The sequence below is a fragment of the Pontibacter ummariensis genome, assembly GCF_900188175.1.
GTDB lineage: Bacteria > Bacteroidota > Bacteroidia > Cytophagales > Hymenobacteraceae > Pontibacter > Pontibacter ummariensis.
Map to the genome: position 1 here is coordinate 234,541 of NZ_FZOQ01000001.1, position 25,632 is coordinate 260,172.

14 protein-coding genes are annotated in these 25,632 nt (G+C 52.0%); 11 read left to right on the forward strand and 3 right to left on the reverse strand.

What is annotated here, in order from left to right; translation table 11 throughout:
- Window positions 1–4: 4 nt before the first annotated feature.
- The 10 genes from CHB92_RS01070 to CHB92_RS01115 all read left to right on the forward strand — a co-directional run bounded on the left by CHB92_RS01070 (window position 5) and on the right by CHB92_RS01115 (window position 20,902).
- On the forward strand, window positions 5–937 hold the full coding sequence (locus CHB92_RS01070) for an RraA family protein (RefSeq protein WP_089317304.1): 933 nt from the start codon (window positions 5–7) through the stop codon (window positions 935–937).
- A 47-nt stretch (window positions 938–984) separates the two neighbouring features.
- The gene (locus CHB92_RS01075) at window positions 985–2,505 is read left to right on the forward strand and encodes a mandelate racemase/muconate lactonizing enzyme family protein (protein WP_089317305.1); all 1,521 of its coding nucleotides are present in this window, start codon (window positions 985–987) and stop codon (window positions 2,503–2,505) included.
- A 211-nt stretch (window positions 2,506–2,716) separates the two neighbouring features.
- Window positions 2,717–3,838 (forward strand): bile acid:sodium symporter family protein, encoded by a 1,122-nt coding sequence (locus tag CHB92_RS01080; protein ID WP_089317486.1) that lies wholly within the window; start codon window positions 2,717–2,719, stop codon window positions 3,836–3,838.
- 92 nt (window positions 3,839–3,930) lie between these two features.
- Window positions 3,931–4,359 carry a nuclear transport factor 2 family protein gene (locus CHB92_RS01085; protein ID WP_218824215.1) on the forward strand — a complete coding sequence of 143 codons (429 nt, stop codon included), beginning with the start codon at window positions 3,931–3,933 and terminating at the stop codon, window positions 4,357–4,359.
- A 294-nt stretch (window positions 4,360–4,653) separates the two neighbouring features.
- Window positions 4,654–7,833, forward strand: coding sequence for a SusC/RagA family TonB-linked outer membrane protein (locus CHB92_RS01090; RefSeq protein WP_089317306.1), 3,180 nt, complete (start codon window positions 4,654–4,656; stop codon window positions 7,831–7,833).
- Between the two features lie 51 nt (window positions 7,834–7,884).
- A complete protein-coding gene (locus tag CHB92_RS01095; RefSeq protein WP_089317307.1) occupies window positions 7,885–9,429 on the forward strand; it encodes a RagB/SusD family nutrient uptake outer membrane protein in 1,545 nt (514 codons plus the stop codon).
- A 325-nt stretch (window positions 9,430–9,754) separates the two neighbouring features.
- On the forward strand, window positions 9,755–13,237 hold the full coding sequence (locus CHB92_RS01100) for a VCBS repeat-containing protein (RefSeq protein WP_179222921.1): 3,483 nt from the start codon (window positions 9,755–9,757) through the stop codon (window positions 13,235–13,237).
- Between the two features lie 120 nt (window positions 13,238–13,357).
- Complete coding sequence (locus CHB92_RS01105; protein ID WP_245842235.1) at window positions 13,358–15,007, forward strand: AGE family epimerase/isomerase; 1,650 nt, start codon at window positions 13,358–13,360, stop codon at window positions 15,005–15,007.
- Window positions 15,008–15,087: 80 nt separating this feature from the next.
- Window positions 15,088–17,274, forward strand: a complete 2,187-nt coding sequence (locus CHB92_RS01110; protein ID WP_089317310.1) for an outer membrane protein assembly factor BamB family protein — start codon at window positions 15,088–15,090, stop codon at window positions 17,272–17,274.
- Window positions 17,275–17,512: 238 nt separating this feature from the next.
- On the forward strand, window positions 17,513–20,902 hold the full coding sequence (locus tag CHB92_RS01115; RefSeq protein ID WP_089317311.1) for a ThuA domain-containing protein: 3,390 nt from the start codon (window positions 17,513–17,515) through the stop codon (window positions 20,900–20,902).
- A 293-nt stretch (window positions 20,903–21,195) separates the two neighbouring features.
- Here CHB92_RS01115 and CHB92_RS01120 read toward each other — a convergent pair whose 3' ends face one another.
- From CHB92_RS01120 to CHB92_RS01125, 3 genes are all read right to left on the reverse strand, one after another.
- Entirely contained in the window at window positions 21,196–22,368 is a 1,173-nt protein-coding gene (locus CHB92_RS01120; protein ID WP_245842236.1) for a DUF1593 domain-containing protein, read from the reverse strand.
- A gap of 44 nt (window positions 22,369–22,412) precedes the next feature.
- Window positions 22,413–22,709, reverse strand: a complete 297-nt coding sequence (locus CHB92_RS26060) for a nucleoside hydrolase-like domain-containing protein (protein WP_245842237.1) — start codon at window positions 22,707–22,709, stop codon at window positions 22,413–22,415.
- Between the two features lie 67 nt (window positions 22,710–22,776).
- Window positions 22,777–24,696 (reverse strand): glycoside hydrolase family 3 protein, encoded by a 1,920-nt coding sequence (locus tag CHB92_RS01125; protein ID WP_218824216.1) that lies wholly within the window; start codon window positions 24,694–24,696, stop codon window positions 22,777–22,779.
- 105 nt (window positions 24,697–24,801) lie between these two features.
- On the opposite strand from CHB92_RS01125, the gene CHB92_RS01130 reads away from it, so the two are divergent.
- A complete protein-coding gene (locus CHB92_RS01130; protein WP_245842238.1) occupies window positions 24,802–25,587 on the forward strand; it encodes an NUDIX hydrolase in 786 nt (261 codons plus the stop codon).
- Window positions 25,588–25,632 lie beyond the last annotated feature (45 nt).

Consider the following 25,632-nt stretch of genomic DNA (forward strand, 5'->3'; position numbering starts at 1 on the left):
GACAATGAAATTTAATATTGCAGCACTTTTACCTCTTTTCTTCTGCCTTAGCTACAACACTCCTTCGTTTGCGCAGACGATCCCAAAAGAGGAGTTGATCTTCCTCACTTCTGAGTGGAAAGGAGAACGCTTCCCGGACGGGCGCCCTAAAATCCCTGACGCGCTACTCGAAAGGGCTAAGAGAATCGGCATCGATGATGCCTGGACAGTCCTGAAGAACGAGGGCTATACCAATCAGTTTGCCGGAGAGTGGAAAATGGTGAAGGAGGACGTGCCGGTGGTTGGCCGTGCCGTTACCGCCATGTTTTTGCCCAGCCGCCCAGACGTGGAGAAGAATGTCAAGGAGCGTGGGATCACCAAGCAGGGCCGGAAGGGCAACACAAATGCCTGGCCCATCGAGGTGCTGACGAAAGGGGACGTTTACGTGGCCGATGGCTTTGGAAAGATTGGCGGAGGCACACTCATGGGGGCAACCCTGGCAAACTCCATCTACAGCAAGTCGGGCAACGGCGTGGTGTTTAACGGCAGCGCAAGAGACCTGCAGGAAATACAGAATATTGAAGGTTTTAATGCTTTTGTGCGTGACTTTCACCCTTCTTTCTTAGAGGAAATGGTACTCATGGGGCTTAACACCCCTATCCGGATCGGGAGCGCCATTGTGCTGCCCGGAGACCTGGTGATTGCGCAAAGAGAGGGAGTCCTTTTTGTGCCGGCGCACCTGGCAGAGCAGGTCGTTGGCACGGCAGAGTTCGTGACGCGGAAGGACAAGTTCGGCTTTGAGATGGTCAAGTCCGGGCGCTACACCACGGGCCAGATCGACAGCCAGTGGAACGACCAGCTGAAAACTGAATTTCTTGACTGGCTAGGCAAGCACCCAGAGCTAGGACCCATGACGAGGGCTGAGCTTGACAAGGTCATGAGCAAGAGAACCTGGTAGTTAGATTAAAATTTGGCTGTATAGTTTCATCGTTGAAAAAGAAGATCATGAAGAGTATTCTGCAACAAATCTCTGAGAAGTTCAGAGCACAGGAAAAAGAAGATACCGCTGCTATACAGGCAGAGATCAGCAATCCGGCAACCAGTAACGACCGGCGAAACTTCCTTAAAAAAACGGCCCTGGGCGGAATAGCCCTGGGTGGCTTTATGGGAATGTCACTGGAAGACACGCTGGCCCAGACGACATCCAAGGTTAGCAGGGCCTCCAGTCCTGCGGATCTGAAGATAACGGACATGCGCTATGCTGTAGCGTTCATCAAAAATGAACCTGCTGCCAAGGGGAGCACCTCCGGGCAGTGTGCCATTATCCGTATCGACACGAACCAGGGTATTTATGGTTTAGGCGAGGTGAGAGACGGCGCAGACGTACGCTATGCGCTCATGCTTAAAAGCCGGCTTTTGGGCCAGAACCCCTGCAACGTAGAGCAAATATTTAAGTCTGTTAAGCAGTTTGGAGGGCATGGGCGTGCTGCCGGAGGTGTCTGTGGGGTGGAAATGGCGCTTTGGGATTTATGCGGGAAAGCCTACGGCGTGCCTGCCTGGCAGCTGCTAGGGGGCAGGTACCGGGACAAAGTACGCCTGTACGCCGACACGCCCGAGTCGACAGACGTTTCTGAAATGAAGGAGAAAGTCAGGGTGCGGCTCGAGGACCAGGGCTTTACCTGGCTCAAGATGGACCTGTCGATCCGGTCTTTGCAGAATATAAAGGGAGCTACTGTAAACACCGGGTTCTGGAATGCAGGAACGGCTTCGCAGTTCAATGATCCATCCATTACCTCTTATGCCAATACCCTGCATCCTTTTACCCAGATCCAGATCACTGATAAGGGGTTGGAGCACATGGCGAGCGTGGTGGAGAACGTCAGGAGCGTTATAGGCTATGAGGTTCCCCTTTCATCAGACCATTACGGGCATTTTGATGTAAACACTTCTATTCGCCTGGGCAGAGCAGTGGAGAAGTATAGGCTGGCGTGGTTGGAGGATATGGTGCCCTGGTTTTACACAGACCAGTGGATCACAGTTACGCAGGCACTTGAAACGCCTACCATTACCGGCGAGGACATTTTCCTGAAAGAGGAGTTCAAGAAGCTGGTCGACAAGCAAGCCGTCGATCTGATCCATCCTGACCTGGCCTCCTCCGGTGGGCTGCTCGAGACCAAAAGGATAGGGGACTATGCAGAAGAGGGAGGTGTTGCCATGGCCATGCACTTTGCCGGAACCCCGGTCTCTTTTATGGCTAACGTGCATTGTGCCGCTGCCACTCAAAATTTCTTGGCCCTGGAGCACCATTCGCCGGATGTGCCTTTCTGGGAGTCTCTGGTAAAAACCACCGATGGCCGAAAGTTATATGAGAAGGGTTTTGCGAAGGTGCCGGATATGGCTCCCGGCCTTGGCGTGGAGTTAAACGAAGAGGTCTTTAAGCAGCATTTACACCTGGCCGACAGGAGCTATTTCAGGCCTACTCCGGAGTGGGATGAGAAGCGCTCGCATGACAGACTGTGGAGCTGAGGCAGCTAAGAGCCTTGCTGGCCTTGTATTCCCTTGATCAACTTACCCTTTAGAATAAACATCAGACAGGATAGCTTATGAAAGATACCCGCTTACACTCACCTTAAGGGCTACACTTAAAGAACTTCTTTAGACCCTTAACGGGAGCCGAACCTGGAGGCGGCTAATTGAATTCTTCCTATCAAACTTAACTGAATAAACTGTGAGAGACATCAACGTTTATAAAATAGCCCTGGGCTTGGCTACAGTGTGCCTGGCAGCAGCCTTGTTTCTGGTCGTAACCGGAAACACAGGACAGGCAGGTCCTTTCTTTATCGCTTTCTTTGCTGCACTGGCCCTTGGCTTTAGGGGCTATGCCCACCTGAAAGGCTTTGCCTATACCGTCATGATTTTCGCTGCCGTGACAACGGCCCTTTATTACCCCGGCTACTTTGTGGAGGTAAACGGGGTTAACCTGGCCGTGCTTATTACGCCGCTTATTCAGTTGATCATGTTCGGGATGGGCACCTCTATGAGCGTGCAGGATTTTGTGGGGGTGGCCAAAATGCCCAAAGGCGTATTGATCGGTATTCTGTGCCAGTTCACGATCATGCCTTTTTTAGGTTTTACCCTCGCCAACCTGAGTGGGTTCTCTCCTGAAATAGCCGCGGGTATTATTCTGATTGGCTGCTCCCCCAGCGGCTTAGCTTCGAATGTGATGAATTACCTGGCGAAGGCCAACCTCGCTTTGTCGATCACTATCACGGCAATCACCACGTTACTGGCACCGCTCTTCACGCCGCTGCTGATGAAGTTGCTGGCCGGGGCAATGGTCGAGATACAGATCCTGGATATGATGTGGGACATCTTCAAAATGGTGATCATCCCCATTGGGGCCGGGCTTCTGTTTAACAAGTTGCTAAGCGGCAAAGCAAAGTGGCTGGATGATGCGATGCCTGTGGTCTCTATGCTCGGCATTGCCTTTATCATTGTCATCATCACAGCGGCAGGCAGAGACAGCCTCCTCGACATTGGCGCGATGCTCATACTTATTGTAATGGTGCACAACATCGCGGGCTATATCCTTGGGTACTGGGCCGGGAAGCTGTTCCGAATGGATGAACGCGATTGCCGTACGATCGCCATTGAGGTAGGCATGCAAAACGGAGGCCTGGCATCCGGAATTGCCAAGGGAATGGGAAAGATCGCCACAGTGGGGCTGGCTCCGGCGGTGTTTGGTCCGCTCATGAACATAACCGGCTCCATCCTGGCCTCTTACTGGCACCGCAGGCCGCCGGTAGGGGAACATGAGGAGAAAGTAGACAAGGATGCTGCCGAACTAGTGAAGCAGTAGCCTGTCGTCCCCGCTGCTATATCCTTGTCCTAACATAGGGCGCAAGCAGGAACTCCTGTCTCTGTAGTTAAACTATAAATATAAATAGTCATATGAAAAATTATATGTTTTATAGTCTCCTGTTTCTTCTGCTACCCGTAATTGGCGTTGCCCAATCCAAAGATGAAAGTGACGTGGCTGCCTTGGTCGAAAAGTTCAACCGGGCCATGGTAAGTGCCGACAGAGGGCAGTTGGAAGAGCTGACGGCTGAGGAGCTGAGTTATGGCCATTCCAGCGGAAAGGTGCAGGATAAGGCAGCGTTTGTAGATGACGTGGTAACGGGGCCTTTCGACTTCCTGACAATAGAGGTAGCGGAACAGTCTATCAGAATGGCAGGGGAAACAGCCATCGTGCGGCATGTGTTTTCATCAAAGGCTACAAATAACGGGGCTCTAACAGACATTAGGATCGGGAACGTGCTCGTGTGGCAGAAACAAAAGGGACAGTGGAAATTGATCGCCAGGCAGGCATTTAAGATGTAGTGTTATTCTTGGGGGCCTTGCTGTTTCTTGTTTCTTTATATAGTACAAGGTTTGTATGCTAGGCCCCTCCCCTTGAGGATAGCACCATGAACGGCAGAAGTCTGTTGCGACATTGAACAAAACAAGTAATTTATATAAAAATACTGCCTCGTAAAATTTTTTATTTCGAAATAAGAGGCTATTTTAGTATGTCTTCTGCAACAAGTGATTAATCACGAATTTAATGTGCCGTGCCAAAGCTTTAGGCTTTAAAGGATAGTTGTTTCTGTTTTTGTTAAAATTTTAAATGCCTATATGAAAAGACTTACTCAAAACTGGCAGAAGGCTTTCTGCGGGCTGGCTATAGTCAGCACATTTAATGTGGTTGCGGAAGCAGCTGTGTTAGATCTAAAAGAGCCGACATCATCTAAGGCCAGCCCCTTTAAGCTAAAGGATGCTGGATCATACTTTGATTGGCCGCTGACAGGAAGGGTTGTCTCTGCCTCGGGGGTCCCGCTACCCGGTGTAACAGTACTGGTAAAAGGAACGACCAGAGGGACAGCAACAGGCCCTGACGGCTCTTTCAGTATTGAGGCACCTGAGCAGGCAGGTACGCTGGTCTTTTCATTTATTGGTTTTACTACGGTAGAAAAGCCTTTTACAGGGCCAGGAGCCATCAACGTTACCATGACGGATGACACGAAAGCCCTGCAGGAGGTTGTGGTAGTGGGCTATGGCGTGCAGAAAAAAGAGGCTGTTACCGGTGCTATCACCTCCGTGTCTTCCAAGCAAATAGCCGAACTGCCGGTGCCAAGTGTGGCGCAGGCGATGCAAGGAAGGGCAGCAGGCGTAACAGTAGTGAACACCGGCACGCCCGGTACATCTCCTATTGTACGCATCAGGGGCATTGGTTCCGTTAACTTTAACGCGGAGCCCCTTTATGTGGTAGACGGTGTGCCTACTGGTGGCCTTAACGGTATCGACACGAAAGACATTGAGTCGGTGGAGGTGCTGAAAGATGCTGCTGCAACTGCTATTTATGGATCACGGGCAGCGAACGGCGTGGTGATCGTCACGACCAAGTCTGGAGGCAAAGACGGTAAAATGCGGGTGTCCATCGACTCGAACGTGGGTACACAGCACGCCACCAAGAGGCTCGACCTGTTAAACACAGAGCAGTACGTGCAGTATGCCACCATGCTGATCAAAAACTCGGATCCCAATGCGAACTTACCCGCCAGGTTAAGCCCGGCCGAGTTTAACAAGCCTATCTATGAGGGAGCCACGCAGACCTACGCCCAAACCAATACCGACTGGCAGGACGAGCTCTTTACCTCGGGCATCATCACACAGAACAACATTACCTTGTCGGGCGGCAACGAGCGGTCTCAGTTCTTTACGAATGCCGGCTACTTTAAGCAGGATGGCATCATGCATGGCGTTGGTTTCGAGCGTTACAGCCTGAGAATCAACTCAAGCCACGTCTTAGGGAAGATCTTTACGGTAGGGCAAAACCTGATGGGCTCTTTCGGGGATCAACGCTATGACAATGCCGGTAACAGAAGCAAGCTGGTCAACGCGATCCGTTCCCAGCCTTATATACCGGTTTATGACCCAACCAAACTTGGCGGTTTCAGAGAGTCCGACGCCCTGGATAGCTCTGACCCCACTAACCCGGTGCGGGAAGCGATCATGGACGAGTACTACAACCGCAATGTGAAGATATTGGGTAACGTCTTTTTAGAGGCGAAGCTTACCGACTGGCTGCGTTTCCGGTCGACAGGCGGTATAGACTACTACAATAACCTGAATGCCGTTTACCTGCCCATCTACAACACAGGGGGCTTGGTTTCAAGACCGAACGCAACCATTCAGAACAACAGAGTTACAGGCCGCTCTTTGCTGATCACAAACCAGCTGACTTTTGACAAGACCTTTGGCGACCATTACGTGAACGCCATCGCCGTGCAGGAGCGCCAGGGCTTTAAGAACATCTTCGAAAACATGTCTGGCAGCCAGCCAAACAACACTGTAAAGACCCTGACAAACGCCGCTAACCTGGCTGTGAACGGAGGCTACGAGGAAAGCCTGATCATCTCCTACCTGAGCCGTGTTAACTACGAGTACAAGAGCAAGTATTTGCTTAGCGCCTCCATGCGATACGACGGTTCTTCTAAGTTTGCGCCAGGAAACAAGTGGGGCGCTTTCCCGGGTGCCTCTGTTGGCTGGCGTCTGACAGAAGAGGAGTTTATGAAGGGCATTACACCCCTGTCTGAGCTTAAGCTAAGAGCGAGCTACGGTAAAGTAGGCTTTAACGGCTTGGGTAACTACCCTTGGATGGTGCTGGCACAGGTGAACGCCGCGGCTTATCCATTCACTTCGGACGGTAACCCTGTGTTAGGCTCTTTCTATTCTGGCATAGCGAACCGGGACCTGAAATGGGAGATTACCAGCATGGTCAACGGTGGTATCGACGTGGGTTTGTTCAACAATAGAGTCACCTTCTCTGCAGAGTATTTTGAACGAACCACGGATGACCAGTATGGCCTGATTCTGAGTGTGCCTACTCCTAACTCCTTCGGTTTTGGTGGCGCCGGTGTGTTTGCCAACGTGGGTACCATGAAAAACAAAGGGTTCGAGTTCCAGGCGGGCTATAACGAAAGCGAGAAAGAGTTTAAGTGGAGCGTGAACGCGAACCTAAGCCGAATCAGAAACGAGGTGGTAAAGCTAACCGCTGCGAGTGCCGTGATAGATGCCGGGGGTAACCAGGACTTCGGGTCTAACCAGATTACCCGCACCATGGCCGGCCAACCGATACAGTCGTTCTACGGCTGGCAGGTAGACCGCTTGTTCCAGAGTGATGACGATGTCGCCAACTCACCGAAGCAGGAGAACGGTACAAAGGCCGGGGACATCAAGTTCAAGGACCTTAACAACGACGGTGTCATCAACGATGCGGACAGAACGTTTTTGGGAAGCTACCTGCCCAACTTCAGCTATGGCCTTAATGCCACTGCGGGTTACAGAAACTTTGACTTAACCCTGTTCTTTCAGGGGGTGCAGGGGAATGAGATCTATAACGCCAGCCGGGTAATTATTGAAGGAGGACAGCGCTTGTTTAACGCCGGCACGCAGGTACTGGATGCCTGGACCCCTACCAACACTGATACAGACATTCCCCGCATGGTCGCAGGTGACCCTAACCGCAACAACCGCGTATCCGACAGGTTTATCGAGGATGGCTCTTACCTGAGGTTAAAGAACCTGGTGATCGGTTATACGATTCCGCAGGAGACGCTTAGCGCGTTTACAGGAGGAAGAGTAAGCGGTGTAAGGGTATACTTCACGTCTCAGAACCTGTTCACCATTACCAAATACAGTGGCTTAGATCCGGAAGTTGGAACCCTGCAGGGCGGGTTGCTAACAAACGGTATCGACTTTGGCCAGTATCCGACCCCTAGAACCTTGATGGGTGGCATTCAGATCACTTTATAGTTTCTTGTTCAAGACATCAGAAATAGCCTTTTAATTTAACCTAAACTGATAATGAGAAAAATATATATATCCGCATGCTTGCTGGGGGCCTTTTTCCTGACAAACTGCCACGACGAGTTAGACAAGGTGAACCCTAACTACCTAACCACCGAGTCCTACTTTAAAACTGTAGAGGAATTAGATAAAGGGGTAGTTGGTATTTATTCTGTTGCCCACTCTAACCTCCTGGTCGCAAGAGAGTGGTTCTTTACGCACGTGTTGCGAAGCCCCGACTTTGCCACAGGAGGTGCCCAGTTGGAGGCACCCAGAGCCCAGATCCTAAACGGGGGCACCTCCCCCGATAACTCCGTGGTGGGCTCTATCTGGACGGGGTTCTATACCCTCATCCACAGGGCAAACACTGTGATTCTTAACGGCCCCAACGCCAGCGGCGATGCTGCCAAAAGAGACCTGATAGTGGCCGAGGCGAAGTTTTTAAGAGCCTGGGCCTACTATGAGCTTGTGAACTTCTTTGGTCCTGTTCCGCTGTATACAGAGCCGGTAAACACCGTGGACGGCTTTAAGCCGAGGACAGCCGTTGCCGACATTTACAGCCTGATTATGGCGGATCTGAAGGTGGCGCAGGAAACTTTGCCAGCCACGCGCGATGGCGCTGAACAAGGCCGGGCTACTTCTGGTGCCGCCACTTTCTTGATGGGAAAGGCTTACATGCAGCAGGGGGACTATGCAACTGCAAAAGCTGAGTTGGAAAAGCTGCTGGGCAGGTATACCCTCACCGACAACTACCTCGACAACTTTATGGAAGAAACAGAATATAATTCTGAGTCTATTTGGGAGATAGGTTTTCAAGGCAGGAGTGACAACGGGTATAACTGGGGTAACGGAGACGGACCTACAGCACCACAGGCCTCTGTGCGCAACCAGGAGATCAACCCGATTTCGTGGCGTAACCTGATCCCCTCAAACGACTTCCTGAACGAGTTCGAGACACCGGAGAACGGTGCCGCTAAGCGGGATCCGCGTTTAGACTATACGGTTTACTTCCCGGGCGACACGTTCAACAACGGCAACAGTGTGCTGACAGAAGCCATGCAGGGGGGAGCCGGCTCGTCTATAATAAACGGGACGCCCATTAAAGTTAGCTGGCAGAAATACACCAACCTCTACAAGTCTGACTTAGGGTACCAGCCAGGCGGCATCAACACCAGAATCTTCCGTTTTGCCGAAGCGCTGTTATTGTTGGCTGAGTGTGAGAACCACTTAGGGAACCAGGAAAAAGCCGTGGAGTACCTGAACATGATCCGCGACCGGGCAGACGTGATGATGCCGCACTATCCTACTGCCCAGTACCCAACAGGAACCAAAGAGCAGGTGTTTGCGGCTATCATGCACGAAAGCCAGGTAGAGCGTGGCGGTGAAGAAGGACGCGATATTGACATATTGCGCTGGATAAAAGAAGGAAAAGCTTCGCCTCCGTACACGACCTATACCTTTAACCCTGCCCGGGATTTTGTGCTGCCCATTCCGCAGGACGAGATAAGCCGGAATCCGCAACTTGGCGCGGGGGGGATCAGCCAGCAAAATCCTAACTATTAAGTTATAGGCTACAAGAGCCCCTGACGCGAGTCGGTCAGGGGCTCTTGTACAATGTGCTCTGTTCTGTTTATGGTTTTAAATGAATGTAGAGCCGCAGCCAAACCCTGGAAGCTGGCTCTTACGCACTTCCCAAAAGCATCCTTTAACTAAAACAGAGGCTTCTTCGCTATGTGTTCCTGTGATGCTGTTGCTAAAAACAGGGCAGGTTTAGCGTGTAGCCCTTGGTTTTAGGGAAAGGCCTTTTTCATGATTGAACTCTTGCATGATGAAAGTAAAGTACCTGTTGTTTTTTTCTCTATCTATCTTCCTGTTGCCTGGCTGTAGCATGCTTCAGCAAGAAGAGCCCTTGTTTTCTTTGCTGGAGCCGGACACCACTGGTATTGCCTTCTCGAACTCCATCACAGAAACAGACTCTTTTAATGTGCTTACCTATGGCTATATCTACAACGGAGGTGGGGTTGCGGTGGGTGACGTTAACAACGATGGCCTGCAGGACCTGTACTTTTCCGGCAACATGGTCTCAAGTAAGCTGTACCTGAACAAAGGAGACTTCCGGTTTGAAGATGTTACCCTTACGTCCGGAACAGGAACCAGCGTTTGGGCAAATGGGGTGACCATGGTAGACATCAACCAGGATGGACTGCTGGACATTTATGTCTGCACCGTGAATCCGGTTCTGGGTCAGCCTCAAACAGCAAATTTGTTGTTTATTAACAAAGGCGTGGGGAAAAATGGGCTTCCCACCTTTAGAGAAGAAGCGCAGGCGTATGGCCTGGGGGAAGTGGGATTTAGTACACAGGCCGCTTTTTTTGATTACGATAAGGACGGAGACCTGGATGCCTACCTCTTACGCAATGCCCCTGATAAAAATTTAAACCCCAACATCTCACGGCCCAAGATTACCGACGGCACCTCGCCCAGTACCGATAAGCTGTTCCGGAACAATGGCGACGGGACCTTTTCAGACGTATCGGGTGAAGCAGGGATACTGATCGAAGGCAGGGGGCTTGGGCTGGCCATCAGTGACGTAAACCAGGATGGTTGGCCGGACGTGTACGCCTCAAACGACTTTTTAAGCAATGACCTGCTTTGGATAAATAACGGGAATGGCACTTTTACGAACAAAATAGCCCAGTACCTGAAACACCAGACCTACAACGGGATGGGAACAGATATTGGCGATTATAACAATGACGGGCTACCGGATATCATAGAAGTAGACATGATGCCCGAGGACAACGCGCGGCAGAAAACGACGATGGAGTCTCCCAATTATGACCGCTTTCGCCTGAACCGCCGCTTAGGGTACGAAGATCAGTATGTGCGCAATACCCTGCAGTTAAACAACGGCGACGGCACCTTCAGCGAAGTGGGGCAGCTGGCTGGCGTGTATGCCACCGACTGGAGCTGGAGTGCCCTTTTCGGGGATTACGATAACGATGGCTGGCGCGACCTGTTTATTACCAATGGCTATCTGAAAGACATGATTGACCTAGACTATGTGCGCTATAACTCGGAAGCATCTATGTTCGGTACGGAGGAAGACGTAGAGCAAAAGATACAGGAGGAGTTTAAAAAGTTAAAGAGCATTGTTGTCCCGAACTATATCTACCAGAACCAGAAGGACCTGACCTTTAAGAACAAAGCACAGGAGTGGGGCCTGGAAGAGCCGACAACCTCTAACGGCGCGGCTTACGTGGACCTGGACAATGACGGGGACCTGGACCTGGTCGTAAACAATATCAACAGCCTTGCTTCTGTTTATCAGAACAACGCCGATAAGCTTCTTAAGCAAAATAACTACCTGCAAGTAAAGCTAAAAGGCCAGGCCCCTAACCGGAGCGGTATTGGCGCTACTATCAGGATTAGAAAAGACGGAGCGCAGCAGTTTTACGAGTATTACCTAACGCGCGGCTTTCAGTCGTCGGTTGACCAGACCCTCCATTTTGGGCTAGGGCGGGCAACTGTCGTGGACTCTGTGGAAGTTACCTGGCCAGATGGCAAGTATCAGCTGCTGACCAATATCAGTAGTAACCAGCTTTTGCAGGTAGACTACAAAAATGCAGTTGAGCAAAAGGCAAGCCCGGCCCCTGGCCCCGGACCCTTGCTGCGGGAGGTAGCCGGGGAGTATAACATAGCCTATATGCACGAGGAGGACGATTACGTCGATTTCAAGAACCAGCCCTTGTTGCCTCATAAGCTCTCGCAAAATGGCCCTGGACTGGCTGTAGGAGATGTGAACGGCGACGGCCTGGACGACTTTTACGTAGGGGCATCCGCCAGGCGCACCGGATCCGTTTTTATACAGAACAGGATGGGGAAGTTCAGCCGGCAGCCGCTGGGAGAGGAACCGAACAGAGAAGATGACATGGGCGCCCTGTTCTTTGACGCTGACGGGGATGGAGATCAGGACCTCTACATCGCAACAGGTGGAAACGAGTATGTTGCGGAGTCGGAAAATTACCGGCACCGGCTTTACAAGAATGACGGGAACGGAAACTTTAGGCTCGATGAGCAGGCTTTACCTGCTCTCGTCTCCAGCAGTTCCTGTGTTGTTGCAGCAGACTACGACCAGGACGGGGACCTGGATTTATTCATCGGGGGCAGAAACACACCCAGAAAATACCCAATGCCCGGGCAAAGCGCAATGCTGCGTAACGACGGGGGCACCTTTACCAATGTAACGAAATCGGTTTGCCCTGAGCTGGAGCAGATCGGTATGGTTACCTCGGCTATCTGGACCGACTTTGATAACGACAGCCAGGCGGATTTAATACTTGTAGGGGAATGGATGCCTATCAGCTTTTTCAGAAATGAGAAAGGAAAGCTGACAAACGTTACTTCCTCCATCGGGCTCACGCACACAAATGGCTGGTGGAACAGCATCATTGCAGGCGATTTCGACAATGACGGCGACATGGATTACGTGGCCGGTAATCTGGGCTTAAACTCACGTTTTAAGGCTTCTGTAGAGGAACCCACCAGTATTTATGCGAAGGACTTTGACAGGGACGGAAACATAGACCCGGTGATCGGATACTACCTACATGGGAAAAGCTATCCTGCTGCAGGCCGGGATGCCCTCGTTGATCAGATGGTTTCCATGCGGCGCAGGTTTACAAGCTACGCTGACTATGCCAAAGTAACGCTCGAAGAGTTATTCAGCGAAGACGAGTTGAAGGATGCCTATGCAGGCTATAGCTACACGTTTAGCAGCAGCTACTTGGAAAACCTGGGGAACGGGAAGTTCTCTATGATGGCTTTGCCCATGCAAGCGCAGTTTGCCCCAACCTTCGGGATGCTAACCGCAGACATGAATCAGGACAGTAACCTCGACCTGGTGCTGGTCGGTAACTCTTACGCTACCGAAACAGGCACGGGGTATTATGACGCCTCTTACGGCACGGTGCTCTTTGGCAATGGCAGGGGGGGCTTTGTGCCTGCCTCCTGTAAAACAACAGGTTTTTCGGTGGGAGGAGACGCGAAGGGGATCACACGCCTTATGGCAGCAGGAGACAGACTCTTGCTACTGGTTAGCAGAAATTCGGACCGTCTGAAAGTATTTGAAGAAGTCAGTGCTGTAAGCCACCAGGCAGTGCCCTTGCAGCCTGCCGATGCTTTTGCTGAGCTCTACTACAAGAGCGGCAAAAAGAGAAGAGAGGAGTTTAACTACGGGGCAGCTTACCTGTCTCAGTCCTCCCGCACGCTTCTTCTCAACCCCAAGACAATAAAAGAAGCGTTTGTTACCGACTGGCAGGGAAACAGGAGAAAACTACAGCTAGGGCAGGACCTGCTTGTTGTGAGGTAACAGGCGAGCTAGTAACGCAGGGGGCTGTAGGCAGAAACAAAAGGAAGGGCCTTAGAAAAGCCCTTTGCCAGGAGGTATTAGGGGTATTTCGCTCAAGTGATGTTACAAAAAGGTAGTCTCATGAGAATAAACCAGAACATGTTAATCCTGCTTTCCCTGGCTGTTGTGTTGCCTTTAACTGCTCAACGTCCTGTTGCTAATAGCGTGGTGTCTGACCAGGAGGCGGTAAGAGCTAAGCTGGCCGCGGTAATTGAGAACTCCATCAAAAGCGAGATGCTCAACAAATGGTACCCGCAGGTAGTGGACAAGCAATATGGAGGCTTTACCAGTACGTACACCCATGACTGGAAGCCAACGGGCACACAGGATAAAATGATCGTGACGCAGGCCCGCCACATCTGGTCAAATGCCAAGGCAGCTCAGCTGTACCCGGAGGTGTCGCACTACCTGAGCAGTGCCCGGCATGGTTTTGCCTTTTTACGAGACAAGATGTGGGACAAGCAGCATGGCGGCTTCTACACCTTGGTTGATCAGCAGGGAAATGTGAGGGCGCAGGCTGGCCGGCATGGCTATGCCGGTGCTGCCAAAACTGCTTACGGGAATGCCTTTGCCATTTATGGCCTTGCCGCCTATTACCAGGCCTCCGGAGACACAAGCGCCCTGGGCCTTGCCCAAAAAACATTCCGCTGGCTGGAGGAGCACAGCCACGACCCGGTGCACAAAGGCTATTACCAGGCGCTGGAGGAGAATGGCACACCGATACAGCGAACAGCGCAAATGCCTGCCGACTCAAACGTGGGGTATAAGGACCAGAACAGCTCCATCCACTTACTGGAGGCGTTCACAGAGCTGTACCAGGTATGGCCCGATCCCTTGGTGCGGGAACGCCTGCAGGAAATGCTGGTGGTAGTCCGCGATACCATCGTGGCGGACAAGGACTATCTAACCCTGTTCCTGACACCGGATTGGCGAGCTGTTTCTTTCCGCGACTCTACAGAAGAGGTAATCCGAAAGAATTACCACCTCGACGAAGTGTCCTTTGGGCATGACATCGAAACAGCTTACCTGATGCTGGAGGCGTCCCACGTGCTGGGCCTGGAGGATGACAGCAAAACCATGCAGGTGGCCAAAAGGATGGCAGACCATACGGTCAGAACGGGTTTTGACAGGACTGTCGGCGGCTTTTATGATGGCGGCTATTATTTCAAGGGTAAAAACGACATCACCATTATCAGGGATACCAAGAACTGGTGGGCACAGGCAGAAGGACTCAACACCCTGCTATTGATGGCTGACCACTTCCCGGAGGATGAGTTGCGTTACTTCGACCTGTTTCAAAAGCAGTGGGACTACATAGACAAGTACATCATCGACCATGAGCATGGCGACTGGTACCCCGGTGGCCTGGACAAGGAGCCGCAGCAGAAAACTGCTCTCAAGGCGCAGATATGGAAAGCCTCTTATCACCAGTTCCGGGCACTTGCCAATGTGGTGCAACGCTTAACCCCTGATACAGCTGTACCCTCTACACCACAGAACCTGAGGGCAAGTACCAACAAAGGCACACTAGTTCTGCAATGGGACAAGGCAACAGACAATAGAAACATGCTGGGTTACAACCTGTACCTGGACGGTGCGAAAGTCGGCTTCACCCCGCGGACAAACTTCTCTCTCCCTGCCGTTGCCAGACTGAAGGGGAAAAAGCTTACGGTGCGGGCTGTGGATTTACAAGGCAATCTGTCTGCTTTCAGCAAGGTGCTCTCCATTTAAGAGCGTCTTAAAAAAACCTTTTTGTTGCCTCCTGGGCTTGCTGCCCAGGGGCTATGTCTTCTCCTAATAAGAAACAATTTATGAACCGGACGCTAAAGTATCTTATCGTGTGCCTGTTACTAATAGGGAGTTGTAAATCACTGGAAAAAGAAGAGGAAACGCACATTCAGGAGCTGGACTGGCCAGCCTATGGAGGCAATACCGCGGGCAACCGCTATTCGCCCTTAACGCAAATTAATAAAGACAACGTACAGCAGTTACAGGTAGCCTGGACCTACGACACAGGAGAGAACAACAATCCGGAAGAAAGAGGCATCAACATACAGTGCCAGCCTATCATGGCCAACGGCATGGTGTATGCCACAAGCCCTAAGCTGAAGCTTTTCGCGGTGCGGGCCACCACCGGTGAGGAGGTGTGGAAGTTTGACCCTTTCAAGGACAAGACTGCGAAGTACCATCCCAACCGGGGTGTGCTGTACTGGGAGGATGGGGATGACAGGCGGATTCTGTTTACTGCCGGTCCAACTCTTTACGCGCTCAATGCCACGACAGGGGAACTGGTGCCAAGCTTTGGCGTGCATGGGGAGGTAGATCTGCACGAAGGCCTGGGAGATGTAGAGACCCTGGGGCATGATGTAAAGCAGTTGACGGTGGATGTCACTACCCCTGGCGTTATTTACAAAGACATACTGATTATTGGCTCCCGGGTATCAGAGTACGGGGATGCGGCTCCCGGCTATATCCGGGCTTTTGATGTGCGTACAGGTAAGTTGAAGTGGGTGTTCCATACCATTCCGCAGCCCGGTGAATACGGCTACGAAACCTGGCCCAAAGATGCTTACAAGCGCGTAGGAGGAGCCAATGCCTGGGGTGGGTTGGTGGCCGACCTGGAGCGGGGCGTGGTGTATACTGGTACTGGTTCAGCTTCCTTTGACTTCTATGGTGGTAACCGGCACGGGGAAAACCTTTTTGCCAACTGCATCTTAGCGCTGGATGCCGAAACGGGCAAGCGCTTGTGGCATTTCCAGACGCAGCACCATGATATCTGGGACCGCGACCTGCCATGCCCGCCAAACCTGGTAACCGTAACCCACAACGGCAAAAAGATAGATGCCTTAGTGGCTGCTACCAAAGACGGGCTGGTGTTTGTGCTCAACCGCGATACCGGCGAACCTCTGTTCCCCGTGGAAGAAGTGCCTGTAACCACAGAAGGAGCTTTGCCTGGCGAACAGCCCTGGCCCACGCAGCCTATCCCGACAAAGCCGGCCCCGCTTTCCCGGCAGGAGATAACACTGGATGATTTGACGGACATCTCTCCGGAAGCGCATGCTTATGTAAAAGAAAGGTTCCTGGCCAGCCGCTACGGCAGCAAGTACATTCCCCCAAGCGAGCAGGGCACTTTTTACGTAGGTATTGGAGGAGGGGCTGAGTGGGGAGGTAACGCCACGACCCCGGATGGGATACTGATACAAAATGCGAATGAGACCCCTTACGACCTGAAGATGTCGTCCACGGCCTTGGCAGACGGAAGCGATTCACCGGGCAAAGCCCTTTTTGCTACCACCTGTGCCCCTTGCCATGGGGCTGATAAAAAGGGAAGTGAAGCCTTCCCGAGCTTAGTGGATGTGGGCAAGCGGCTTACACGGGATCAGATCACGGCTGTCGTGAAAACCGGGCGAGGCAGAATGCCCTCTTTTCAGCACATGCCCGACCATGACCGCGAGACGATAGTAAACTTCCTGATGGAAACGGAGCCTCGGGCACCAGTCGCCGCTTTAACAGATTTCCACAGTGCAGTCCCCACTGCTAAGGCAAAGCCAGACACCGATTTCCCGTATACGCCGCCTTACATTAACAACGGTTACAAAAAGTTTCTGGACTCAAACGGATATCCTGCTGTAAAGCCACCTTGGGGTACGCTAAATGCCATCGACCTGAATACAGGAGAGTACCTGTGGCGGGTGCCGTTGGGTGAGTATCCGGAGTTAACAGCGAAAGGAATTCCCCAAACAGGTACAGAAAGCTATGGCGGTCCTGTTGTAACAGCCAGTGGCTTGATTTTTATTGCCGGAACTTATGACGAGAAAATAAGGGCCTTTGACCGGCACACAGGCAAAGTGATGTGGGAGTACAAGCTGCCGGCAGGAGGATTTGCCACCCCCATTACCTATATGGCTAGCGGTAAACAGTACGTTGTGATTGCGGCAGGAGGAAGCAGGAATGGTTTGAAGCCAGGAGGTTCTTATGTAGCCTTTGCCTTGCCCTAGGTATAAATACAACATAAGACTGATTGAATAGGCAAAGGCTGTAAAGGGAATAAAGTGTCTGAAGAGGCTATACTTTAGGGCTGTTACCTTTGGGAAGTCAAGGAGCTTGGTAGTTATTCCCCATGTGGAAAGGCATCCTTATCCTTATACCACACTCCGGAGGCTTGTCTTCATTGCCAAATGTTTTTAAATTGATGTACCGGCGGCTAAGAGAGTCGCAGAGGTTAAAATCTGAAACATGCCGCTTCGCCCTTCTGTTAATACCCTTCTAAAATTACTCTTATACTGCACGTTGGCGCTTCTTTCCCTAGGCTGCGCTAACGAAAAAGTGAACCGTGTCCTTGTTTTTTCGAAAAACAGTCAAAACCAGTTGACCGCTGATGAGGCCGCCACTGCTTTGGCTGCTTATGTTTCGAGCAATAACATAGAGGTAGACACTACTACCAATCCCGCTTATTTTGTGGAGGACTCGCTGAAGCGGTACGGCACTGTTGTTTTTCTGAGCACATCGCAGGACGTGCTGGCAGTGCGGCACCAGAATGAGATAGAACGCTTTGTACAGGCAGGGGGTGGCTTTGTAGGCGTGCATGCAGCAGGCAGTTCCCGGTACCAGTGGCCCTGGTACAATAGCATGCTCGGTGCGAGTTTTGAAAAGCAGCCAGACAGTTTGGTAAGTGTTGTGGATGTACAGATGCAATTGGTAGGAGAGGACAAGATGTTGACAGAGGGCCTGTCCAAAAGCTGGCAGCAGCAGGATGCGCCCTTTAAGCTCGCCTCTTTTGATCCTGGTGCCACTGTGCTGGTAGAGTCGGAGCAGGGTGAGCCGATTTCCTGGTACCGCGCGTACGACGGCGGACGCACTTTCTATACCATAGCCGGAGGAACAACTGAAAGTTACGAGAACGAGGACTTTCTGCGCCATGTGCTGGGCGGCATCCGCTATACCTTGCAGGGACCTGAGCTCGACTATGGCAAGGCCTACACACAGCAGGTGCCGGAAGATAATCGGTTTCTACCAGTGGTACTGGATACTTACCTGCACGAGCCGATCGAGATGGAGGTGATGAGCGATGGCCGTGTGTTGTTTATTGAGCGCCTGGGGAATGTAAAACTGTACGATCCGGAGCAAAAAGAGACGAGGGTACTGGCCAAACTGGATGTGCACACCGAAGGCAATTACGAGGACGGTCTCCTGGGGCTGGAGTTAGACCCTGACTTTGACCGCAACAACTATATTTACCTCTACTACTCGCCTGTTGGCGACAAGGCCGTACAGAACCTATCACGGTTTAAGTTGCTAGGTGGCGACAGCCTGATCATGCGTTCAGAAAAAGTGGTACTGGAGGTGCCTGTACAGCGGGAAACCTGCTGCCACTCTGCCGGCAACGTATACTTCGGGCCTGACGGCTACCTCTACCTGACCACCGGCGATAACACCAGTTCGAAAGAATCAGACGGTTTTACGCCAATTGATGAGCGCCCGGGAAGAGCCCCTTTTGATGCACAGAAGTCTTCGGGCAATACCCATGACCTGCGCGGCAAGATCCTGCGCATAAAAGTAAACCCTGATGGCACTTACGCTATCCCCGACGGTAATCTGTTCCCAAAAGACGGGTCGGAAGGAAGACCGGAGATCTATGTGATGGGTGCCCGCAACCCTTACCGCATGACAGTAGACAAGCGTGGCTATGTGTATTGGGGCGATGTAGGTCCTGACGGGGGAATCGCTACAGAACGTGGCCCCCTGAGCCAGGACGAGTGGAACCAGGCCCGAAGGCCGGGGAATTATGGCTGGCCTTATTTTGTGGGAGATAACAAGGCCTACGCCGACTTCAACTTCGCCACGAACGAGGTAGGGCCGAAGTTTAACCCAAGGCGCCCTGTCAACGAGTCGCCAAATAACTACGGTTCCAGGGTGCTCCCTCCGGCGCAAAATGCTATGATCTGGTATCCGTATGGAGAGTCGGAGGAGTTTCCGATGCTGGGCACTGGCTCACGCTCTGCTATGGCGGGTCCTTTCTATTACTTCGGCGATTACCAGAAGTCCCGTAGCAAGTTCCCTAAGTACTACGACAACAAGATGTTCATCTATGAATGGGCGCGCGACTGGATGAAAGTGCTGACCTTTGACGAGAAAGGAAACCTGCAGAAAATAGAGCCTTTCCTGCCAAGCCAGGAGTTTGCCCATCCGATTGATGTGAAGTTCGGGCGCGACGGGGCGATGTATGTGCTGCAATATGGCGCCAACTACTTTGCCCGTAACCCTGATGCTTCGCTTATCAGAATCGAATATGCAGAAGGAAACAGGCAGCCTGTCGCCCAGATAGAGGCAGAAAAAACAGTGGGGGCAGCGCCATTCAAAGTAACTCTTTCCGGCAAAAAGTCTTTCGACTATGACAAAGGAGATGCGTTACGCTACACCTGGGAGTCAGGGGCAGGTGAGGAGTCGGAAGAGGCAAGCCCTACCTTCACGTATAGCAAACCCGGCGTTTACCGGCCTAAGCTAACCGTAACGGATAAAGAAGGCGACAAGGCCACTGCTGAACTAGAGCTAAAAGTTGGCAACGATGTGCCCCAGGTAACGATTGCCATGGCAGGTAACCGCAGCTTCTACTTCGATAATAGAACTTTAAACTATAGGGTGCAGGTGCAGGACAAAGAAGACGGGCAACTATACAAAGGTATCCCGGCCAATCAGGTAAACTTTAGCGTTGATTACCTTCCGGAAGGAAAAGACCTGGCCCTGCTAACATCCAACAGCCAGAATGCAGAAGCAGGGTCTGTGAAGTTCCTGAGAGGGAAAACCCTGATAGCCGGAAGCGACTGTAAGTCCTGCCATGCTATTGATAAAAAGTCCATTGGGCCGACGTATAAGGCCATTGCCGCCCGCTATGCCGGTAAGAAGGGGGCAGTACCGCAGCTGGTGAAGAAAATCATAGCCGGGGGTAACGGCAACTGGGGCACGGCCATGATGGCAGCACATCCGCAGTTATCAGAAGAGGAAACAACAGCCATGGTGCAATATATTCTGTCTCTTACTGATGGCGCACAAGCCTCTCTGCCTCTGGCCGGCACCTACCCACTGAAAGAGCATAAAGGGGTTGGCGAAGCTGGTAGTTATGTAATTTCTGCCAGTTATACTGACACTGGGGACAAGATAACAGGACCCTTAACCGGACGGGAACTTGTTGTTTTGCGCCACCCACGGGTGCAGGCCGAAGACTTTGACTCGTTCCGCAATGTGGGGCGCCAGCAGCCACACGGCGATGGCCCTTCGGTAATTAGTGATATCAAAGATGGCTCCTACATATCCTTTAAGAACATTGACCTGACAGGTATTAAAGAGTTGGTGTTTCAGGTCGCCTCCGGAACAGATGGCGGCACAATTGAGGTACGTGCAGGCTCTCCGACCGGGAAGTTGGTGGGCACAGCCAATGTAAACCCCGGCATAGACAATTCAAGCTGGCGAGAGTGGAAGACTGTGACCGCTCCGGTTATTAACAACCCAGGGGAAACGGACGAGTTGTTCTTTGTATTCCGAAACAAAGTGGCAAAGGACAGAGCCTTTATGCTCCTGGATTGGATTTATTTTTATGATGGCGCCGGCCAGGGTGTCGCGACTAAATGAGTATGATTTACAAAAACAGAAGGGCTTCCTGTGTAGCAGGAAGCCCTTCTGTTTTTGTAAATGTTTTACTTAAGTAGACTAGCTTAGCAGACCAGTCAGGTTTTATAGCTTGTGGCGATACTTGCCAGTGGGTCACCTGGGGTTACATCCTGTTCCACAAAGAAGCACTGCACACCGGCAAGCGCTGCCTTCGTTTGCCTACAAGATGTTCTTTAGCTATAGCAACCCTATGCCGAGATTAATCCCAAAAAGGCTTGCCGGATGGTATCATGGCGATGTGCAAGCTGGCCAGATTACTTTACCACAGTGGCAATAACACGCTGGTAGCGGGTTAACCTGGGAGACCCGGCATCGCTTACTTCCAGAATAAGGTGTATCGTGTCGCCGTTTTTCGCATCTGCCGGAACGGTGAAAGCTGCTCTCTGTTTGTTTGCATCCTGAATAGCTACTTTCCCTTTGTATGAGTCTACCTCTTCGTACTGCCACCACCTGTAGTTGAGGGCATCTCCGTCTGGATCACTGGCCGTACCCTTCAGCTTTACTTTCTTCCCCGGCTTCACCACAATGTCCTGTGGGTGGCTAAGTTTGACAAGGGGAGCATGGTTGGCTTCCTCATAACTCATAACAGACCAATCGGCCCGCGCGGCAAAGCCGTTTTGCAATACATCTATCCACCGCGTCTGCGGATAGGTAGTATCTTGTTTCTTGGTGTAAGGGTTATAGTCTGTCACGTGCTGGCCATCTTCCCAGCGGTTAGGGTTTTTCTCGGATTGTACCATGCGTCCGCCCCAGCCACCGTAAGAGGCATCCTCCATGCTTCGCAGGCCAACATCTAACAGGTAAAAGAAAGCGGGAGAGTCGCCTTCTGAGATAAAGTCGTGTTGGTTACGTTCGTACTTTATCGCTTCCTGCATGTCCCCGTGTGTGTGCTCCGGGTCTCCTGCTATTTGTTTGCCATCGCCCCAGAGGTAGTACCCCTCCAGCAGGGGACCGTGATTAAACCGGATGTTCTCAGCAAACCAGGGACCACTCAGGTAGGGCTGCAGCGCTGTAGGCACCACTTTGGGCCAGAGATAGGCAAAGCTCCAGAACTGGTCGGAGTTGTACAGCACCTTTATCTCCGGCCAGTTAGGTGCCACATACTTCTGGTAGGTAGCGTCCTGGTCCAGGACAGCATAAATGATCGCTTTGTCAGACACTTTTCTGTAGATAGCAGGCCACTGTGGGGTCCCCTTATACTCCTCCTCAATGGATTTGAGTGCACGGGCTACAGTGTTGGTGCCTCCCCATATCTGCAGGTATACCGGGCTGGCATTGCCGTCTAACAGGATTTGCTTGATGAAATCAGACCCTTCTGTGTCCTTTTCCATGTCACCCTCAAACTCTATGTTGCCTACCCGCACAAGGCTTTGTAAATAGTCCGGGGAAGGATAGCCGGTGGCATGCTGCTTCAGGTTGTCATACATCTTGCCGTACTCCTGATGTAGTGCTGCATCCAGGTAGTGCCGGGTCAGCGAAGCTCTGACCGCTCACCATAACGTTCTGCTGTGTTAGACATCTCCGATATAAAACGAGTCCCCTTTCCGTCGCCAGCATAGTGCCACTGCGAACTGCTGTATACCAGCCCTACAATGTCAAACTCGTTTGAATACAGGAGCAGCCGGATAAAAGAATCCACGTCGTCTACCTCACCATCTGTGGTGATGATCGTGCGGGGTTTGCCTGTCGTTGCCTGCGCCTTAGCGGCAGAGCTACCGTAGGCTAGCATGAGCAGCATTGTGAAGAGCACTAAACTTAATTGTCGCATATACTAGTCCCATTTTACAGCTATCCGGTAAGAAGCTGTTGCTAATACTTTAACTGAAAAGCGTTTACTACTGATAGCGCAGTCCATACCCGAACTTATAGAGCGGGTCTTTTGAGTCGTAAGGTACGTCCTCTTTCTGGTTGCGTACCGCCTCCATCGACGAGGGTAGCTCGAAAGGCAGGTTGCCTTCCGGCTTTGCCACACCGAAGATCACGTCCATCACAGCTGTGTCGCTGGCACCGAAGTCGGCTAGTAGGGCTTTGGCGTTCTGGCTGATCTCGGGTATCACAGCCGGACGGTCGAGGTAAATATCCACCACCGTAGGCACTGTCTTCAATAACTGCAGGATCTCTTCTTTTTCCTTGCCTTTGAAATCCAGGTCACCGTGATGGAAGCTTTTCGCAAAAGGGTTCTTTGTCTCTACCGGATACCAGGGAGCCTTTAGGCGGATGATCGCCATATCAGCCTCTTTTGGGTTGTCTACCACCGTGCCATACTGTGCAGCCACCTTCGGATCCACGTTCTTCACATACAGCTTTAACCGGCCCTGCTGTAGTGGCAGCACTTGCGTGTCGTTCTTTAGCAGTGTCATGGCGCGGCGCTGGGAGGCTTCGCCTGCTGCTTTAAAGGCCGGGTTGCTGAGTACTTTTACGGCGTTTTCTACATCCACATAAGGATTATCGAACAAGCCCAGCTGAAATTTCTGGCGCAGTAGTCTACGCACTGATTCATCGATACGGGCTTCTGTTAATTTGCCGTCCTGCACCAGCTTTACGACCAGTTCCGGCACGCTTTCCCCGCCAAACTGATCCACGCCTGCATCAACTATTTTCTTTACCCTGTCTTCCTCGCTCAGGTGCTCTACCCCCCAGGCGCGGGCCGGCCAAATCGTCGTGCCCATGTTCACGTCGGTGATCAGGCCCCAGTCGGTGCACACTACGCCGTCGTACTTATACTTGTCGCGCAACAGGCCTGTGATAATGGCTTTGTTGTAGGCGAAGGCCACGTTTTCATCCGTCTGATCCACCGGTACGCCATAATATGGCATGATAGCAGCCGTATTGGCTTCAAAGGCAGCCTCGAAAGGGATCAGGTGGTAGTCGAAGTTATTGCCGGGGTATACCTGTCCTTTCTGAAACTCGAAGTGGGGGTCAAGGCCTTCTTTCTGGGGACCTCCTCCGGAAAAGTGCTTCGTCATACAGGCGACGCTGTTGGGTCCCAGCTCCTCAGCCTGAAAGCCGAGGATGTAGGCCTTGGCCATGCGGGCCGATAGCTGCGCATCCTCACCGAAAGTGCCGCCAATACGTGCCCAGCGAGGTTCGGTTGCCAGGTCCACCTGTGGGTGCAGGGCCTCTCGCAGACCAACGGCGATGTATTCCTGGCGGGCAATGTCTGCAAACTGCCGGGTAAGCTCCTCATCACCGATGGCGGCGAGGCCGAGCGGCTCACACCACTGAGAAAAGCCGCTGGCAGCCATGGAAAAAATGCTCTCGCTAAAGTGGTTGCGTGGGTCCGAGGCAATGGTGACCGGTATGCCTAAGCGGGTGTTCTCCGCTTCCTGCTGTATCGCATTATAGCCCATGGCCAGCGCCCGGGTGTCTGGTGCTTCCCAGAAGTTGAAGTGGTTCATGTACTTCCCCGTGATTGACTCCCCGGCTGTAGGTAGCCTGGCGGCCATGCCTTTGGTATCCGGCTTCTTCACGATGGTGCCATCGTCGTTGATGAAGGTGCCGTAAATGAACATCATGCCCGCTTTTTCCTGTAGCGTCATTTGGGAAAGCAGGTCATTTACGCGGGCTTCGATTGGCTGTGACCTGTCTTCGTACGGGTCCATTCGGCCGTTCTTATTCAGATCGCGGTAACTAACCTTCGCTGTTGTTACCGCTTCGCTGCCGCTTCCGGGCTGGGTGCTGTTGCAGGCCATACCCGCCAGCAGCAGCGCCAGCGGTAAATGCCTTATCAACCGGTTGGACTGATTTCTTTTCATTGTATGAATCTAAGGTGGGTGAAAAGTCTGTGTGTCGCTGTAACACAATGTAAAAATTTTTCTGTTAATTTTATCTTTTCTCCTGTTTTATTTCTTTACTTAAAAATGGAAACAACTTACCCTGTGGAAGACAAAGTAGGAAGCATGCTGCAAAAAGGAGGAGAGCACTTTCATCCGGGCCTTTCTGTAGACTGCGTGATATTCGGGTTTCATGACAACCAGTTGAAAGTGTTGCTGCTGAAAATGAAGCATGCTGATAAGTGGGCCTTGCCAGGAGGCTTCGTCTACAAAGAGGAGGACGTGGAGCACGCTGCGGTTCGGGTGCTGGAGTCCCGTACCGGGCTCAGCGATATCTTCCTTCGGCAATACCATACCTTTGGTGCCCCCGCACGATCAGACAGAAAGCTAAACAGGGAGCTGTTGGAGTCAGTTGGAATGGAGCCACACGAGGGGCATTGGTTTCTGCAGCGTTTTATAACCGTGGGGTACTATGCGCTGGTGGACTTTTCGAGTGCGGTGCCGCGGCCAGACGAAATTTCGGAGGCCTGTGCCTGGTGGGACCTGCAGGAGATTCCCCTTTTAACGATGGACCACAACCACATCCTGCAGAAAGCATTGGAGACGCTGCGGAAACAGCTTAACGACCAGCCGATCGGCTATAACCTGCTACCTGAAAAGTTTACTATGCCGGAACTGCAAAGGTTGTATGAAACCATCCTGGGCAAACGGCTGGATCGCCGTAATTTTCAGCGAAAGATGCTGGGCTATGGCATCCTAAACAGGCTGGAGGAACGCAAGCAAGGAGTAGCGCACAAAGCCCCCTTCCTTTACTCTTTCAACCAAGAGCGGTACGGGGCGGCGCTGCAGGACGGTTTACAGCAAGGCTGGTAGAGCGTTTAAAATCAGATGGCGCACCTGCATCAGGTGCAGCGTTTA